10 protein-coding genes are annotated in these 16,804 nt (G+C 63.0%); 1 reads left to right on the top strand and 9 read right to left on the bottom strand.

What is annotated here, in order from left to right:
- Both BMX59_RS08055 and BMX59_RS08050 read right to left on the bottom strand, forming a co-directional pair.
- Entirely contained in the window at positions 1–2,256 is a 2,256-nt protein-coding gene (locus BMX59_RS08055) for an ATP-dependent DNA helicase (RefSeq protein WP_092243461.1), read from the bottom strand.
- On the bottom strand, positions 2,253–3,899 hold the full coding sequence (locus tag BMX59_RS08050) for a VRR-NUC domain-containing protein (RefSeq protein WP_093120972.1): 1,647 nt from the start codon (positions 3,897–3,899) through the stop codon (positions 2,253–2,255). The genes BMX59_RS08055 and BMX59_RS08050 overlap by 4 nt, the downstream gene beginning before the upstream one ends.
- Before the next feature lie 186 nt (positions 3,900–4,085).
- Here BMX59_RS08050 and BMX59_RS08045 point away from each other — a divergent pair, with 186 nt between their 5' ends.
- The gene (locus BMX59_RS08045) at positions 4,086–4,310 is read left to right on the top strand and encodes a YgdI/YgdR family lipoprotein (RefSeq protein WP_071488353.1); all 225 of its coding nucleotides are present in this window, start codon (positions 4,086–4,088) and stop codon (positions 4,308–4,310) included.
- A gap of 47 nt (positions 4,311–4,357) precedes the next feature.
- On the opposite strand, the gene BMX59_RS30425 is transcribed toward BMX59_RS08045, so the two are convergent.
- The 7 genes from BMX59_RS30425 to BMX59_RS08015 form a co-directional block, all read right to left on the bottom strand.
- Positions 4,358–4,522, bottom strand: coding sequence for a hypothetical protein (locus tag BMX59_RS30425; protein ID WP_175486664.1), 165 nt, complete (start codon positions 4,520–4,522; stop codon positions 4,358–4,360).
- A 135-nt stretch (positions 4,523–4,657) separates the two neighbouring features.
- Positions 4,658–6,088, bottom strand: a complete 1,431-nt coding sequence (locus BMX59_RS08040) for a polyurethane esterase (RefSeq protein WP_093120971.1) — start codon at positions 6,086–6,088, stop codon at positions 4,658–4,660.
- 87 nt (positions 6,089–6,175) lie between these two features.
- Positions 6,176–9,286: an autotransporter serine protease gene (locus tag BMX59_RS08035; protein ID WP_093120970.1), complete on the bottom strand. Its 3,111-nt coding sequence runs from the start codon at positions 9,284–9,286 to the stop codon at positions 6,176–6,178.
- A gap of 43 nt (positions 9,287–9,329) precedes the next feature.
- On the bottom strand, positions 9,330–12,287 hold the full coding sequence (locus BMX59_RS08030) for an autotransporter serine peptidase EprS (RefSeq protein ID WP_093120969.1): 2,958 nt from the start codon (positions 12,285–12,287) through the stop codon (positions 9,330–9,332).
- Between the two features lie 30 nt (positions 12,288–12,317).
- Positions 12,318–13,652 carry a TolC family outer membrane protein gene (locus BMX59_RS08025; RefSeq protein WP_092243444.1) on the bottom strand — a complete coding sequence of 445 codons (1,335 nt, stop codon included), beginning with the start codon at positions 13,650–13,652 and terminating at the stop codon, positions 12,318–12,320.
- 2 nt (positions 13,653–13,654) lie between these two features.
- Complete coding sequence (locus tag BMX59_RS08020; RefSeq protein ID WP_093120968.1) at positions 13,655–14,968, bottom strand: HlyD family type I secretion periplasmic adaptor subunit; 1,314 nt, start codon at positions 14,966–14,968, stop codon at positions 13,655–13,657.
- A complete protein-coding gene (locus BMX59_RS08015) occupies positions 14,965–16,716 on the bottom strand; it encodes a type I secretion system permease/ATPase (protein WP_093120967.1) in 1,752 nt (583 codons plus the stop codon). Before BMX59_RS08015 ends, BMX59_RS08020 begins: the two co-directional genes overlap by 4 nt.
- Positions 16,717–16,804: the final 88 nt, after the last annotated feature.

Genomic DNA, 16,804 nt, shown 5'->3' with positions numbered 1-16,804 from the left:
TCAAGCCAGCGCCCACCAGCGCGGCAACAACTGGCGTACCTGGCCTTCGCCGAAACGGTCATCGATCAGCATCACCACGCCACGGTCCTGCTGGCTACGGATCACCCGCCCCGCCGCCTGCACCACTTTCTGCAGGCCGGGATACAGGTAGGTGTAGTCGTAGCCAGCGCCGAAGATCGCGCCCATGCGCAGTTTCATCTGTTCATTGACCGGGTTCAGTTGCGGCAACCCGAGGGTGGCAATGAACGCACCGATCAAGCGTGCCCCCGGCAAGTCGATGCCCTCGCCAAATGCGCCGCCCAGCACGGCAAAGCCGATGCCCTGGCTGTGTTCGGTGAACTGGTCGAGGAACGCCTGGCGCTCGGCCTCGGCCATGCCGCGTGACTGCTGCCATAGCACGATCTGCGGATGTCGCTCGGCGAGCAACTGCGCAACCTGTTGCAGGTAATCAAAGCTTGAGAAAAACGCCAGGTAGTTGCCAGGTTGTTGCGTGTACTGGCGGGCAATCAGCTCGACGATTGGCTCCAGCGAGGCCTGGCGGTGCACAAAGCGCGTGGAGATTTCAGCGACGATGCGCACCTGCAACTGCTCGGCCTTGAACGGTGACTCCACATCGACCCACGCCGTATCCGCCGGCAAACCCAGCAAGTCGGCGTAGTAATGTCGGGGGCTCAGGGTCGCGGAAAACAGCACGCTGCTGCGGGCAGCCGTCAATCGCGGGCGGATGAATTCGGCGGGCACCACATTACGCAGGCACAGGGTGGAACTGCTGCGTTTGCCGCTGAGCTGGCGCTTGCTGATGTCGAAAATGAAGTGCTCGTTGAACAGCTCCGCCACCTTGGCAAATTGCAGCACATCGAAATAGAAGGCTTGCAGGTCGCCGCTGAGGGACTCGGGGTGCTCGTTGAAGTATTCGCCCATGGCGCTGGCGCACAGGCTCAGGGCCTGCAACAGTTTGTCCGGGCGGGCGGCGTAGGCCTGGTACGGCGCAAGCTGGTCCTTGTGCAGCGCGTTCCACTCACGGTTGAGGCGCTGCAAGGGTTTCTTCAACGGTTCCGGGGCGCTGTCGCGCAGGGTCTTGAGGTGGTACTGGTCGAGGCTGGCGCTGTACATCGAACGCGCCCGTTCGACCAGGTTGTGAGCCTCGTCCACCAGCACCGCTACACGCCATTGGTTGAGCTGGGCCAGGCCGAACAGCATGGCGCCAAAGTCGAAGTAGTAGTTGTAGTCAGCGACCACCAGGTCAGCCCAGCGCGCCATTTCCTGGCTCAGGTAATACGGGCAGACCTGATGCGCCAGGGCCACGTCACGCAGGTTGCGCTGGTCGAGCAGGCGCACCTTGGACGCGGCGATGCGCGCGGCGGGCAAGCGGTCGTAGAAGCCCTTGGCCAATGGGCAGGAGTCGCCATGACAGGCTTTGTCCAGGTGCTCGCAGGCTTTGTCCCGCGCCACCAGTTCCAGCACACGCAACGGCAAGCCGGGGCTGCTGGCATACAGCACTTGGGCGGCGTCCAGGGCGAGTTTGCGGCCGGGAGTCTTGGCGGTGAGGAAGAACAACGTGTCCAATTGCTGGGGCGCCAGGGCCTTGAGCAACGGGAAAATCGTGCCGATGGTCTTGCCGATGCCGGTCGGTGCCTGGGCCATCAGGCAGCGGCCGGTGCTGACTGCCTTGTACACCGACTCGGCCAGTGAGCGCTGGCCAGGGCGAAAATCCGCATGGGGGAACGCCAGGGTCTGCGCGGCGCCGTTGCGCGCTGCGCGGTGTTGCATTTCCTGCTCGGCCCAGCCGAGGAACAGCGCGCATTGCTGGTTGAAGAACGGCTCCAGTTCACTGGCTTGAAAGCGCTGGTTGAGCAAGGTCTCGCCCTCACCGACGATATCGAAGTAAACCAGCGCCAGGTCGATTTGCGCGAGCCCGAGTTTGCGGCACATCAACCAGCCATACACCTTGACCTGGGCCCAGTGCAATTGCCGATGGTTGGCGGGCTGGGCATCGAGGTCACCGCGATAGGTCTTCACTTCTTCAAGGCGGTTGGCATCCGGGTCATAGCCATCCGCCCTGCCCCGCACCGTGAGTTGCTGGTATTGCCCCTCCAGCGCCACTTCATTCTGGTAGTGCTGGCTGCGCCGCGACGCTACGGTACGGTGGCCGGCGATGCCTTCCTGGGCGCTCGGCGACGGTGTGAAGCGCAGGTCGAGGTCACCGACCTTGGCCGTGAACTCGCACAGCGCCCGCACCGCGACGGTGTAGCTCAAGCGGATTGTGCCCAGCGCACATAGCAGACCGTCACCGGCATCTGGTACTCGCCGCAGAACTCCAGCCAGCGCAGCTGGTTGTCTTGCAGGCGATCGCCGGGGCCTTTCACCTCGATCATGCGGTAGGTCTTTTGCGCGGGCCAGAACTGGATCAGGTCGGGCATGCCGGCGCGATTGGCGCGGATGTCCAGCAGCAGCCGCTCGAACCAGTAGCGCAGGTGCTCGGCGGGCAAACAGGCCAGGGCCTGCTCCAGCAGCTCTTCGCTGAGCAGGTTCCAGAACACGAAGGGCGACTGGATGCCCCATTTGTCGCGGTAGCGTTGGCGGATAGTGGTTTTGTAGCGCTCGTCCTGCAGTTGCTCGAAACACGCGGCGAACAGCGGCGCACGGCGCTGGTGAAAATCCGCGCTGTGCAGGTCGGCGGGGCCGCGCTGGAACGGGTGGAAAAACGAACCCGGCAACGGCGCAAAAATCACTTCCCAGCACAGCAGGCCGAACAACGAATTGATCAGGCCGTTTTCCACATAATGTACCGGCCCATCCGGCTCGCTGAGGTGCGCCTGCACGCAGTACTCCACCGACATCAAGGGTTCTGGCAGTGTGAGGGCCAGGTCCAGGCGCGTGACCGGCCGTGGCTTGACCTTGGGCAACGCCGGCTCGCCCAGTTTGCGGCGCAGGCGTGGGATGACACGCAGCAAGTGCTGCTGTTCGGCGGCGCTTTCCGGGGCCTGTTGGGCCGTGTTCGCCAGGGCCATGGCCAGGGCGTAATCCTCCTGGCGCTCCAGCACGCGGATCAACCGTGAGCGGGCACCGGGGTAGGTGCAGCTCCGGTAAATCCGCTCCGCCACGGCCAGCTCGGCAGTGCGTTCGCAATATTGACCAATCTGGAACAACAGCTTGGCGCGGCGTTTTTCCAGCCAGGGGTTATCGGTGTCCAGCGTGGCGATCCCGGCCAGTACATCTTCCAGCGGCTCACCGGCCTCGAAGGCCTGCTGGCAGTGGTGCAGGAACAGATACCCCTGCACATCGTCACGATGGCGCAAACCACGGGATTCGGCGCAGAACTCGACCTTTTCATAGGTGTAGATGCCCAGATCAGCCAATACAAACTCGGACCAGTCCTGATGCAGGTTGCCGAAGAACATCAGGCGCAGACGGTCGCACAGCTCCATCACCGTGAGGCTGAACAACCTGTCGGCCAGCTCGGGGCACCAGGTGGCAAAGCTGCGGCTGTCCATGAATTGCGCCGACAGCCCTTCCAGCCAATCGGTTTTCTTGCCTTTGGGCTGGTCTATCCACGGCTTGAACGCGGCCAGGATTTCAGCTTTTTGCAGCACGGCGAACAGCTCTTCAAAGGCCAGTAGGTACTGATCGTCCACCCAACCCAGTTCCATCAGCGGCCCGGCAGCCGCATGGGGGCAACCAATCTCCAGGTAATTGAGCTTGCGGGCCCGAAAATGCACGCCCTTGCGCATCACCATACGCACCAAAAGCGCCTGGGACGCCTGCGGCAACCTGTCAAATTGCTGAATAAAAAGCTGTTCGTCCGGGTCCAGCAAATCGGCATAGCGCTGTGCCAGCCACAGCAGCACTCGGCGGAAGTTATGCAGGTAATACAGGGGATCGTCGAGAGGGTTGGCCATTTCACGCGCTGATCGAATACTGGTTATGCATACAGAGTGCCGTCCCAAATGCCCTGTTGCAATCGGTAATAGATAAATGGCACCTGCAACTTTTCTCATAAAAGTGATCAGATGGGAGAATCGATGGCGTAACATTTGTCGCCCGTCGCCTCTGGCGCGGGACTTTTCAAGGTCAAGGTAAGGGTTATGAACATGAAGAATCTGGGGCTGCCGCTGGTTGCACTCACTTTTCTGGTACTGGCCGGTTGCGCAACGCAAACCGTAGTGACGCTGCAAAATGGCACGCAGTATTTGACCAAGGACACCCCCAACGCAAAGACCGCCGACGGTTTCTACGAATTTACCGATATCGCCGGCAAGCGCATCCGAGTCAAAGCCGCCGATGTCGCGACGGTTATCAAAGAAAAATAACAATGAAAAGCCCCGCAGTGCGGGGCTTTTTTTGCATTATCGCTCGGTTAATAGCGGTAATACGGGTGGTAGTACGGGTGATAGTAGGGATGGTAATAGTACGAGTGGTAGTACGGGTGATAGCAGCACGGGCCAGGATACGCCGGGTACACCGCACACCCAGCCAACCCCAGCAGTACCAGGGGGCACAGCAACAATCGCAATCGGGACATGCTCGGTTCCTCCCACGTCATCACGCGAAACGGCTCGCTTGATCGTTAAACGCAGGCACACCGAGCGATCCGTCGCGACAACCAGGTAGATATTTATTTACCGAAGGATTTCCACGCCGCTGCGTTTAGCCTTATTCAACCGATACTCACACCGTCCGCCCAGAGGCCGCCTTGCCCGATGCCGACCAAGGTCACTGAGTCGGCGCCAAAGGTGAGCACCGTATCCGCGCCGACCACTTTTGCATGGTCACGCAAGTCGGGGCTGCCTTCCACATCCTTGAACACCAACTTGTCCGTGGGTTGATAGCCGATCACCCGATCGTTACCGAAGTGGCCGCTGAACAGGAAGGTGTTGTGCCCACTGTTGTCGCGAATGGTGTCATTACCCTTGCCCCCCTCGATAAAGTCCGCACCCTTGCCGCCCTGGATCAGGTCATTGCCGTCGCTGCCGATGATGAAGGTATCGCCTTTGTGCGGCTCGGCATTGCGGTTGAGGTCCTGCACCCAGGTGTTGGCCCGTGCCGGGTCGGACAGGTTGGCCACGATCACCGTGGAATCGCGGGTCATCTGCTCGTAGAAGCCCGACTCCAGGATGCGCGTCATGCCATCGCCATAGCCGGTGGGCAGGTGCGAGATCCAGGTCGGCAGGTTGACGATGGAAAACGGCATCACATTCCACAGCGTCGACGCATAGTGGTCGTTGAAGCTGACGATGTTGTCGGTAGTCGACGCATGGGGGGTGTCGTGCACGCCCAGGGACGACAGGTTGAAGGACGAACCATCCAGGGCCCGGAACACCGGGTCGTTTTCGTAGCCGATATTGAGCACCTTGTCGCCGGCACTCTGGGTCGGCGAGGCATAGGCCACGTAGTTGGCGTCCTTGTAGAAGCCGGACCATTTGCTGTTGCTCAGGTCTGCCATGCTGTTGACCGCCAACCCACCCAGGCTATGCCCACTGACCACCACGTCCTTGCCGCTCAGGCCATGGGCGCTGGCGTAGTCGGCGACATTTTTGAGCAAACCGCCAAAGGCTTCGCCGGCGTAGTTCTTCGCGTAGTCCTTGGGCCCCAGGGCCGCGAGCAAGTCGCTGACCAGATCGCCGATAGAATCGCTGACCAGGGTTTCCCGTGGTCCGGAGGTGCCGCGAAAGCCAATGCCGATTTCCAGCAGCTTGCCGGCATCATCGTACTTGCCCAGCACCTCGACCTGGGCCGTGGTGTAGCCGGCCTTCTCGCCGAAGAATGTACCTCGCGCATCGACCTTGCCGCCGTAGCCCAAGGCACTGGCGCTGATCGGCGTCCATCCGGCCTTGTGCACCGCGTCCAGGGCGGCTTTTTCCGAATCCGGGTTCCACGGGATGCCGGGGATCACGCCCTGGGAATCGGTGCTGCCGAGCAATGCGCCGACCAGCGTGGCGGGCAGGCCAAGCCCCAGGCCATTGTGCTGGTACCCCACGGCAAAGCCGTTATCCAGGTTGTGATAGGTGTACAAAGTGATCGCCATTGCATCGGCGAACAACGCCTTGGAACCCTCGGCACCGAGGTTTTTATAGTCAAAGATCCCCATGGGGTGTGCCTCTCTTTTGTTGGAGTTGTCGAGAAAGCCAAACCTGCGGGTGCCGGTTTGCCGGCACCCGCAAAGGTCGCTGAACCCTCAGAACGCCCAGTCCAGGCTCAAGCCCACGCCATGGACTTTTTCCTTGCTGGCCAGCACGCCGTTGTAGTCAAAGTTCACTCGCGCCTGCTTGCTTAACGCCAGGCTCACCCGCGCCCCGACCAGCGCCGCATCACGCACCATCGGCGCACTTTCCACCGCAAACGACGGGCCGCCCGAGGCAAACGCCAGGTGCTGTTCAGAGTCATTGCTGCTGAGGTTGTGCTGCCAGCCCAGGGTGCCGGACACCTCCAGTTGCTGGTGGTCATTCACGGTGAAGGTTTTCAAGGCACGCATACCCAGGGTGCTTAGCACCAGGTCGCGGCTGTCGTCGCGACTTTTGAGTGCAGCAGCGTCGCCTTTTTCGGTCACGCCATCGCTGTCCAGGTGCACGTAGGCCAGGTTGGCGAACGGTTCCAGGGCCAGCGGTTGCAGATTGACCCGGTAGGCCGCTTCGGTGAACACCTGGGTGCTGCGTGCATCAACCTTGGCTTTCTGTTTGCCTGAAACATCGCCGTATTGCAGGTCACGTTTCACGTCTGCGCGGTGCCAGCTGTAGGTGGCGCCGCCGCTCAGGCGCCAGGCGCCGATCTCATGCCCGGCGTACGCACCGAAGTGATAGCTGTCGACCGAAGCACGGGAATGGGTACCGCTGCCCATGTTGAGTGACGTGTCGCTGTAACCGGCGACCAGACCGATGCGCGTGGACTCGTCGAGCGCACCGTCCACCCCCGCGAGCATGCCGCCGACGGACGTGGTGTAGCCGGCCGTATCGCTGCGACTGTCGGTCTTGCCCCAGGCGCCCAGGGCCTTCACCCACACGTTGCCACGGCTGTCGAGCGTCTCGCTGGGTGCGCCCATCTCGCCATTGCGCAGGCGCTCGCCCACGGCTTCACGCACGTAGCGGCTGTCGTTGACCAAGGCCGTTTCCAATGCCGGGTAGATTTCCCCAGACAGCTGCTGGAAAGCCCCTTGCGCCGATGCCGCGTTCGGCGCCGACAGCAGGCTTTCATACACGGCGTTGCCCGCGCCCAGTTGCTCAGCGGCGCTGGCCACGGCGCGCTGGTTGTCCGTGGCGCCCACGCTGGCAAAACTGTTGGCGTTACGCGCCACGTCCAGTTGCACGCCGTTGGCCGCGTAATTCAGGTTGCCGCCAAGGAACAGGTAGTTGGGCAGCACCGCGCCAAAGCTGCCGGTAATGCCGCCGGCGGCTTGCAGGATGTTGTACTGGCGCCCGATCAGGCTTTGCGCCTGGGCACCGCTGAGCAGTGTCGGGCTGTTTTCCAGCGCGAGGGTCACCGTGCCGCCGTTCAAGGTGGCAGTGCCTCCCGCCACAATGCGATCGCTGTTGGTGGGCGACAGCTCCACGGCATAGGTCGACCCGGGCTCAAAGGTGACGTCCCCGGCCACGTTCAGCGTGCCGATGGAATTGCCCGGCGCTACGGTGCCGCCGTTTTTCGCCAACAACGAACCTATGCGCCCGCTCCCCCCAACCACCCCACTCTGGCTGACGGTGACGTTCGAAATGACTGAGCCGTTGATGGCCAGCAGGCCCTGGTTGACCAGCGTCGGGCCGCTGTAAGTGCTGGAGCCGGTGAGCACCAAGGTGCCGATACCTTGTTTGGTCAAGCCGCCGTGTCCGGCGATGTCATTGCTCCACACGTCCAGCCCGCAATGCACATCGTTGCACAGCCGCTGTGTCGGTTTGCCGGCATCGACCACCGCGCCCACGCCCGGCAGATCCGCGACAAACTGACCGCTGCCATAGGCGCCGTCGATGCGGAACTCGGCGGGGATGTCCTCGGCCGTGACAAACATGCCTGGGCCATTGATCGCCTTGCCCAGATTGATCATGCCCCAGCCATACAGCGAGTCGATGCCCGGTGCGCCGAGGTCGGTGGCGGTGGTCTTGAGCAGCGTCGAGATCTGGTCGCCGCTCATGTACGCAAAACGCTGCATCAGCACGGCCGCGCTGCCGGCCACGTGAGGCGCGGCCATGGAGGTGCCGTTGAAGTTGGCATAGTCGGTGGTGAGGTTGTCCAGATTGGTGCCATTGATGACGGAACTGTAGATCCTGGTACCGGGGGCCGACACGCAGAAGCTCGCCGCGTAGCCGCAACGCGAGGAGAACGTACTGATCACATATGGGTCGGCGCTCGCCGTGTCCGGGTTCTGCTGCAAGGCCGCGACGGACAACCAGTTGGGCGCGATCTCGGGCACAAAGTACGCCAGCCCGGAAATCGCATCCGGGTTGTTGCGGTTGTAGTCGTTGCCGGCGGCGAAGATCGTCAGTACGCCGCTGCGGGCCGCGTCGATGGCGCCCTGGTAGGCGCCCCCGGCGATCGTACCGAGGATCGGCCGGATGTTATTGAACTGCGCCTGCGCTTCATTGACCGTGAAATTCGGGAACGCCGGGTCGCGTCCGCCCTGGGCGTATTGGTCGCCGATGCCGATGCCCCAACTGTTGTTGATGATCCGTGCGCCACTGGCGACCAATGCGTCCCAGCCGGCCTTGTACACCGCGCCATCGTTGCCAAGGATGATGCCGTCTTCCGGGCCTGGGTCGCCGTTCTCGGCGCTGATGATTTGCGCATCGAAGGCCACGCCATGCATCGGCCCGCCATCGCGATTGCCCGCAGCGATACCGCCGACATGGGTGCCGTGGTTGCCCAGCTTGCCGTTGGAGCCCAGCGACGGCGTGCCGTCATAACGAAACGCATCGCCGGCCTTCACCGGGATATACGGGTCGGTGTACTGGCGGATGCCCTCAGTGACAATCGTCACGACTTTGCCGGGGCTGGCGAACTCCGGATGCTGGGCGTACACCGGCTGGTCGAAGATCCCCAGCTTGACCCCCTTGCCGGTATAGCCCGCGGCATACGCGGCGTCGGCATGCACGGCGCCCAGGCCCCAGTCGGCCTTGAATTCAGTGCTGCGCCAGCTGGCGGCGTCACCCAGCTTGCCGGTTTCCACATAGGGTGCGGCCTGGGCGGTTCCCAGGCTTGCCAGGCAGCACAGCAAGGCACCGTATGGCGCGCTGCGGGTCGCGTTGAGCGGGTAGCCCAAGGCGGTGTGGATGGCGGTTGTTAACCCTGACTTGCTTTTGTTCACGCTGACCTTCCTTAGTTTTCTTATTGAACGTGTGTAAGTCGCTTCAGAACTGCCAGTTGAGGCTCAGCCCCACCCCCTGGGTTTTCTCCCGTCCACCCAATTGGCCGTTGTAATCAAGGTTGACCCGCATGGCCGGGCTCAACGCCAGGCTGGCCTGCACGCCGACCAGCGCGGCGTCCCGCAGCAACGGCGAACTGCCCACGGCAAATGACGGTCCACCGGCGACAAACGCCAGGTGCTCTGCGGATTCGACGGCGGTGAGGCTGTGTTGCCAGCCCAGCGAAGCGGAAAGCTGCAGTGGCTGGTGATCGTTCAGGGCAATGGTTTTCAACGCACGCACGCCAAGGGTGCCGAGCACGGCGTCCCGGCGATCACTGCCACGCTCAAGCGCGGCGGCGTCGCCTTTTTCGTGGAAGCGGTCACTGTCCAGGTGCACATAGGCCAGGTTGGCGAACGGCTCCAGCGCCAAGGGTTGCAGGTTGATCCGGTAGGCGGCTTCGGAGAACAGTTGCGCCGTGCGCGCCTCCAGTTTGGTTTTCTGCTTGCCGCTGACGGCGCCGTAGTGCAGGTCGCGCTTCACGTCACCGCGATGCCAGCTGTAGGCGCCACCGGCACTGATGCGCCAATCACCCAGCTCGCGCCCGACATACGCGCCGAGGTGATAGCTGTCGATGGACGCCGAGGCATGCGTGCCGCTGCCCATATTCAAGGAGCTGTCGCTGTAACCGGCGACCAGGCCCACGCGCGTCTGCTCGTCCAGCGCACCATCGACCCCGCCCAGCAGGCCACCGAGGGACGTGGTGGAACCCGCCGTTTCGCTGCGGCTGTCGCGCTTGCCCCAGGCACCGAGTGCCTTGAGCCACAGGTTGCTTTCAGCAGTGACCGGCACGTGGCGCAAGCGCTCGCCCACGGCGTCGCGCACTTGCAGGCTGTCGTTGATCAGCATGGCGCCGATGGCCGGGTAGATTTCACCGGACAGTTGCTGCAAGCCTTGTTGCGCCACCTCGACGGAATCGGACTGCAGAATGCTTTCATACACCGGGTTGCCCGCGCCCAGTTGCTCGGCGGCGATCGCCACATTGCGTTGGTTGCGGGTCGCCGCGACGCTGGCAAACGTGGCGGCGCTGCGGACCACGTCCAATTGAACGCCATTGGCGGCGTAACCCAGGGTGCCACCGAGGAACAGATAGCCGGGCAACACCTGGCCAAATCGGCCCTGGATGCCACCCGCCGCCTGAAGAATGCTGTACTGGCGGCCGATCAGGCTTTGCGCCTGTGCGCCGCTGAGCAGGGTCGGGCTGTTTTCCAACGCCAGGCTGACGTTGCCGCCGCCCAGGATCGCCTTGCCCCCGGCGACGATACGGTCGCTACTGGTGGGCGTGAGCTCCACCGCATAGGTGGAACCCACGCCCAGGTTCACGTCACCCGCCACCTGCAAGGTGCCCACCGAATTGCCCGGCGCCACTCGTCCACCCGTGTTGACCGACAGCGCGCCGATCCGTCCGGAACCGCCCAATGTACCGCGGTCATTGACGGTCACCGCAGACGTCAGTGAACCGTTGACCGCCAGCAGCCCGCCGTTGACGGTGGTCGCACCGCGATAGGTGCTGTCGCCGTCGAGTACCAGCGTGCCTGCGCCGGACTTGATCAGGCTGCCTTCATAAATCCGTGTCGCGGCCGCCTGGTCGCGTGCTGTGCCGACCGCGTAATCGGTCTGGTCCTGCTGGCTGGCAGCGGCGCCCACACCGTTTTGCCAGCCCTTGTCGATCAGGGTCTGCTGCCAGGCGCTGTGCTCGGCGGCGTCTTGCGCCTGGCGCTGGAGCAGGGCCTGGTCGGAAATGCCATTGCTCCAGACATCGCCCTGCCCGGCCGCCAGGCTGACGTTCATCGGCCCGAGTAACTGCCCCGGACCGTGCATCGCCCGTGCCAGGTCCGGTACGCCCCAACCCACCGTGGTGTTGGGCGCCTGGGTAATCGAACCATCGAGCTGCGTGGCGGTGGTCAGCAGCACCTGCAACGCCTGTTCGTTGGTCATGTAGGGATAACGTTCCATCACCAATGCCAACGCACCCGTGGCATGCGGTGCCGACATCGAGGTGCCGGACTTCACGCCGTAGCCACCGCCGGGAACGGTACTGTTGATCAGCGCGCCAGGCGTAGAAATGCACCAGTACTGGGCGATGCCGCATTTGTTGTATTTCTGGCTATTGGCTTTATCCAGCCCCGATACCGCCAGCCAGTGCCCCTCCAGTTCCGGCTGGAAATACGGCAACGCCGAGCGCACGCTGGCATTCGCGTAACCACTGTTGCCGGCACTGAACACGTTGATGACACCGGCCTTGGCTACGTCCGCCGCCGCATCCAGCCAGGTGCCCTGGTTGTAATGCTGGGCGTAGGCGGCGTGCAGATCACCCAGGGTCTGGTAGCTAACATCCTTGGGTTGGCTGCCCCAACTGTTGTTGATGGCGCGCACGCCGGAATCCACCAGGGCGCTGTACACCGCCTTGAAGTACTTGGGGTCCGGGGTCGGACCAAACAGAAAGCTGTCGTTGGCGTTGGTGTTGCCCACGAAGATATGCGCGTTATAGGCCACGCCGTGCATGCCGACGCCATCACGAGCCGCGCCCATGGTGCCGGTGACATGGGTGCCGTGGGAGTCATTGTTGGGGTTGAGCGCGCCGCTGGTGCCGAAGGGGCTGCCATCGACGTAACTGCCATTGGCGGTGACGGCGTGATAGCGATCCTTGGCGGCTTCCGGGTGGTCGGGATCGAAACCTGAGTCCAGCGCACCAATCTTCACCCCGTTACCCGTGATACCAGCGGCGTAAGCTTCATCCGCCTTCATGCGGCCCAGCCCCCAGTCGCTCTGGAATTCGGCGGAGCGCCAACTGGCGGCGTTCCCCGGTTGACCGGCCTCGGTATAGGCCGCCTGCGCCACAACGGACACCAGCAGCAAGGAACCGGCGGCAAGCGGTTTGAAACGGCGTGAGTCGCAGAGCATTGAAACCCTCCTTATTGTTGTTATGACGGCTTATTTCATCGGGCCGAACGCTTCATCCACTTTGGCCAGATCGGTATCGCGCAGGTTGCCCGCGTAGTAGTGCAACTTGGTCCAGGCCATCAGGTAGTCATACCGCGCCTGGGCCAGATCGCGCCGGGTGCTGTAGAGCTGCTGTTCGGCATTCAAAGCGTCGAGGTTGACCCGCTCGCCGCCGAGGATGCTTTGCCTGGTCGACACCACCAGTGCTTCGGCCGACGCCAGGGCTTTCTGATACGCGCGCAATTTGCTTACCCCCGACAGGCAGGCGCTGAACTGCCGGCGCAGTTCGATCAGGGTTTCCCGGGTCTTGCCCTCAAGCTCGTACTCGGCCTGCTCCATGGCGCGGCTGGCCTGGCGGGTGGAGGCCGAGATGCCGCCACCGGCATACAGCGGCAGGCTGACCTCGACGCCAATGGTGTTGGTGTCGTAGCGCTGGTTGTAAGTGTTACCGCTGTCGGATTCCTGCTGGCGCGAACTGGCATACGCCGTGACCTTGGGCAGATGCCCGGCACGGTTGCGCTCCACTTCATAACGCGCCACTTCCAGGGCCTGGCGCTGGGAGGCCAGCGTGGGGTTGTTGCTGAGAGCCAGCTCATGCCAGGTGTCGTAGTTGGCCGGGGTCAGGGTGAACGCGGCAAAACCCTGGTTCAGTGGCGCCAGGTCGTGGATGTCGACGCTCTGTACACCGATCAAGGCGCCCAGCTCGCGCAAGGATGCGTCCTGTTCATCCAGCGCCTGGATCTCTTCGGCGGTGGCCAGCTCGTAGCGCGATTCGGCTTCCAGAATGTCCGTGCGAGTGCCCTCGCCCTGTTGGAACAAGTGCCGGTTCTGCTGGAACTGTTGCTCGAAGGCCTTCTTCTTGGCGCGGGCGATGTCGATCTGGTCCTGGGCGAACAAGGCCTGGGTGTAGTAGGTCAGCACCCGCACCAGCAACGCCTGGCTCTTGTCACGAAAGCTTTCATCGGCAAACAGCGCCTGGGCCACGCCCTTGCGGTAGTTGGCGTAGGCCTCGTAATCGAACAGCGGCTGTTGCAGGCTGAAGGTGGAGCCGTAGCTGTTGTAGTTACGGTCGTCGTGATAATTGCCACCGCGCCCGTCCGGCAAGGTGGCCTGGGAGTTGTTACGACCCTTGTTGTAGTTGTACGACAGCCTGGGCAGTAGCCCGGCGCGGCCGATGGTGCGGTTTTCCAGGCCGGCGTCGCGCTCCTTGATCGCGCCGAGAAACACCGGATCGTTACGCAGAGCCTGCTCGTACACATCGAACGGTCCCATGGCCGCCTGGGCACTGGCGCAGGTCAACAGCAAGGCAATAAACACCGGTTTCATGTTCATTCCTCGGTCAGCGCCGAGCCGGCGCGGTCGAGCAACGGCTTGAACAGGTAATTGAGCAACGAGCGCTCGCCGGTGCGCACGAACATCTCGGCGGGCATACCCGGCTTGATCACCAGCCCATGGAGTTTTTCCAAGGCCGCTTCGCTGACCGTGGTGCGCAGCACGTAGTAAGGCGCACCGGTCTTTTCATCGAGCATCTGGTCCGCGGAAATCAGGCTGACCTCCCCCGGCACCCGGGGCGTGCGGCTCTGGTTGAAGGCGGTGAACAGGATGTCCACCGGCAGGTGCGTGCCAACCTTGTCCACCAGGTGTACCGGCAGGTGCCCTTCCACTTCCAGGCGCGTGCCCTGGGGCACGATCTCGAGCAGGGTTTCGCCGGCGCGAACCACGGCGCCCTCGGTGTGCACGCTGAGATTGACCGCAATGCCGTCCGCCGGGGCGTTGATTTCGCTGTGCTGCAGGTCGAACCCGGCCGAGGTGAGTTGCTGCTCCAGGGTCAGGCTGCGCAGTTGCGCATCGGCCAACTGGCTGCGTACCTCTTTTTGATATTCCTCACTGTGTTGTTGCAGCTTGAGGCGCGACTCCAGAATGCCCTGCTCCACACGGCCACTTTCGCCGGTGTTTTGCGCCAGGTCCTGTTGCACCTGGGACAACTGCCGCTGGTACTCCATCAAGCGGTTGCGCGGGATGTAGCCGTTGTCGGCCAGGGGTTGCAGGTTGCTCAGTTGATCGCGCAGGGACTGGGCCTGGGCGGTCAGGTCAGTGCGCGCACGGCGCATACCGCCCAGCTGTGCGGTGGCGCCCTCGATATTGGCGCGGATGCCGGCCTGCTCGCGGGCAAAAGCTTCGCGGCGACTGCTGAACAACTGGCGCTGGCCTTCCAGCACCAACGCCAGGGCGGGGTCGGGATCGGCACTGAGTTCGACGGGAAAGCGGATGCCGGCGAGGTTGTCGCGCTCGCTCTGCCAGCGCGCCACGCTGGCCCAGGCCATGCGGTACTGGGCTTGCAGGGATTGCACATCGGCCTGATGCTGGGTCTGGTCAAGGCGGAACAGCGGCTGGCCTTGTTTTACAAGCTCGCCCTCCTTCACCAGGATCCGGCTGACGACGCCCGGGCTGAGGGTTTGCACGGCCTTGCGCTTGCCCGACACCACCACCGTGCCCTGTACCGGGATGCCCTGGTCCAGTGGTGCCAGGCTGGCCCACAGGAAAAACCCGCCGGCGCCGACCACGGTCAGCAACCATCCCATACGCGTGAAAAACCTGGCGTCGTGCTCTTTGAAGCGTGGTTCAACTGTGATGCTGCTCATGCGCCTGGATTCCTTGCGGCCTGGTACTGACGACTGAAACTCACGCCCGGTTTCTCCTTGGGCGTTTCCTGCTGGCCGGACAATGCGCGCAACACCTCCTGGCTCGGCCCGAACGCTTGCAAATGACCGTCGCTGAGCACCAGCAACTTGTCGGCCTGGGCCAGCGCCGACGAACGATGGGTCACCAGCACCACGCTGCTGCCCTGGGCTTTCATCTGCACGATGGCGCTGGCCAGGGCGGCTTCGCCCACGGTGTCGAGGTTGGAGTTGGGCTCATCCAGCACGATCAGGCGCGGCCCGCCGTACAGGGCGCGGGCCAGGGCCACCCGTTGCTTCTGGCCGCCGGACAGGCCGCCGCCGTTGTCGCCCAGCACGGTGTCGTAGCCCTGGGGCAAACGCAGTATCAGTTCATGTACACCGGCCTGCTGTGCGGCCCGCACCACCTGCTCGGGGTCGGCCTCGCGAAAGCGTGCGATGTTGTCGGCGATGCTGCCGCTGAACAACTCGATGTCCTGGGGCAGGTAGCCGATGTGCGGGCCCAGGTCGTCGCGGTCCCAGCGATGGATGTCGGCGCCATCCAGGCGCACGGTGCCAGCCAGTGTCGGCCATACGCCCACCAGCACACGGGCCAGGGTGGATTTGCCGGAGCCCGACGCCCCGAGCACACCGAGCACTTCGCCAGCGCCCAGATTGAAGCTGACCTGGTGCAAGGTCGCCAGACGCCGCCCGGGCGGGCCGGCGCTGACCTGTTCGAAGCTGACCTGGCCCTTGGGCGCCGGCAGCTTCATCTGCTCGACCTCCGGGGGGAACTCGCGCAGCAAGTCATCCAGGCGCTGATAGGCCAGCTTGGCCGAACTCCATTGCTTCCACACCGCGATCAACTGGTCGATGGGGCTGAGCACCCGGCCCATCAGGATGGAGCCGGCGATCATCATCCCGGCGGTCATATCGCCCTTGATCACCAGCAATGCCCCCAGGCCGAGCACCAGCGATTGCAGGCACAGGCGCAGGGATTTGCTCAGGGAGGTGATCACCGAGCCGGTATCACTGGCCTTGTTCTGCAAGCCAAGAAACTGCGAATGCAACGCGAACCAACGGCTGCGCAGTGCGCCGAGCATGCCCATGGCCTGGATGGTCTCGGCATTGTGCAGGTGGCTGGTGGCCAGTTGCGTGGATTGCTGGGAGTAACCACTGGCTTCGCCCAAGGGCTTTTTGGTCAGGTATTCATTCAGGCACGCCAGGCCGATCAGCAGCACGGCGCCGGCCGTGGCCAATACACCAAGCCACACGTTGAACAGGAAAATCACAAACAGGTAGATGGGAAACCACGGCGCATCAAAAAACGCGAACAGCGCCGGCCCGGTGATGAATTGGCGAATATGGGTCAAATCGCCCAGGGACTGCCCGGCATGCCCCTGGCCGCGTTGCAGGTTGCGTTCGAATGCAGCCTTGTACACGCGCAAGTTGAAACGCCGCTCCAGTTGGCTGCCGATGCGGATCACGATAAAACTGCGGATCACCTCCAGCAGGCCAATAAACGCAAAGAAGCCCACGACCATCAGCGTCAGCATCACCAGGGTGGTTTCATTCTGGGAGGACAGCACGCGGTCATACACTTGCAGCATATAAATCGACGGCACCAGCATCAGCAGGTTGATCAACGCCGTGAAACAGCCAATGCTGATCAAAATACTCTTGTACTCACCCAGCGCCTTGAACAACGGCGCGGCGGCATGGGACTTTGCCATGGTGTCTGATCTTCCTTGAACCAAATTACGCGCAATAGTTGCCCCAGCCCCGGCGAACGAAGCGGTCAACTAATGAAATCAAGTTATT

It is taken from the genome of Pseudomonas sp. NFR09, from assembly GCF_900111535.1.
GTDB classification, from domain to species: Bacteria; Pseudomonadota; Gammaproteobacteria; order Pseudomonadales; family Pseudomonadaceae; genus Aquipseudomonas; species Aquipseudomonas extremorientalis.
The sequence above is the reverse complement of the archived record's forward strand: the minus strand, read 5'-3'. Positions and strand labels throughout refer to the sequence as shown.

Coding starts and splice junctions, on each gene's coding strand:
- BMX59_RS08050 (WP_093120972.1), bottom strand. CDS start 3,899: ATGGCCAACCCTCTCGACGATCCCCTGTATTACCTGCATAACTTCCGC.
- BMX59_RS08045 (WP_071488353.1), top strand. CDS start 4,086: ATGAACATGAAGAATCTGGGGCTGCCGCTGGTTGCACTCACTTTTCTG.
- BMX59_RS30425 (WP_175486664.1), bottom strand. CDS start 4,522: ATGTCCCGATTGCGATTGTTGCTGTGCCCCCTGGTACTGCTGGGGTTG.
- BMX59_RS08040 (WP_093120971.1), bottom strand. CDS start 6,088: ATGGGGATCTTTGACTATAAAAACCTCGGTGCCGAGGGTTCCAAGGCG.
- BMX59_RS08030 (WP_093120969.1), bottom strand. CDS start 12,287: ATGCTCTGCGACTCACGCCGTTTCAAACCGCTTGCCGCCGGTTCCTTG.
- BMX59_RS08025 (WP_092243444.1), bottom strand. CDS start 13,652: ATGAAACCGGTGTTTATTGCCTTGCTGTTGACCTGCGCCAGTGCCCAG.
- BMX59_RS08020 (WP_093120968.1), bottom strand. CDS start 14,968: ATGAGCAGCATCACAGTTGAACCACGCTTCAAAGAGCACGACGCCAGG.
- BMX59_RS08015 (WP_093120967.1), bottom strand. CDS start 16,716: ATGGCAAAGTCCCATGCCGCCGCGCCGTTGTTCAAGGCGCTGGGTGAG.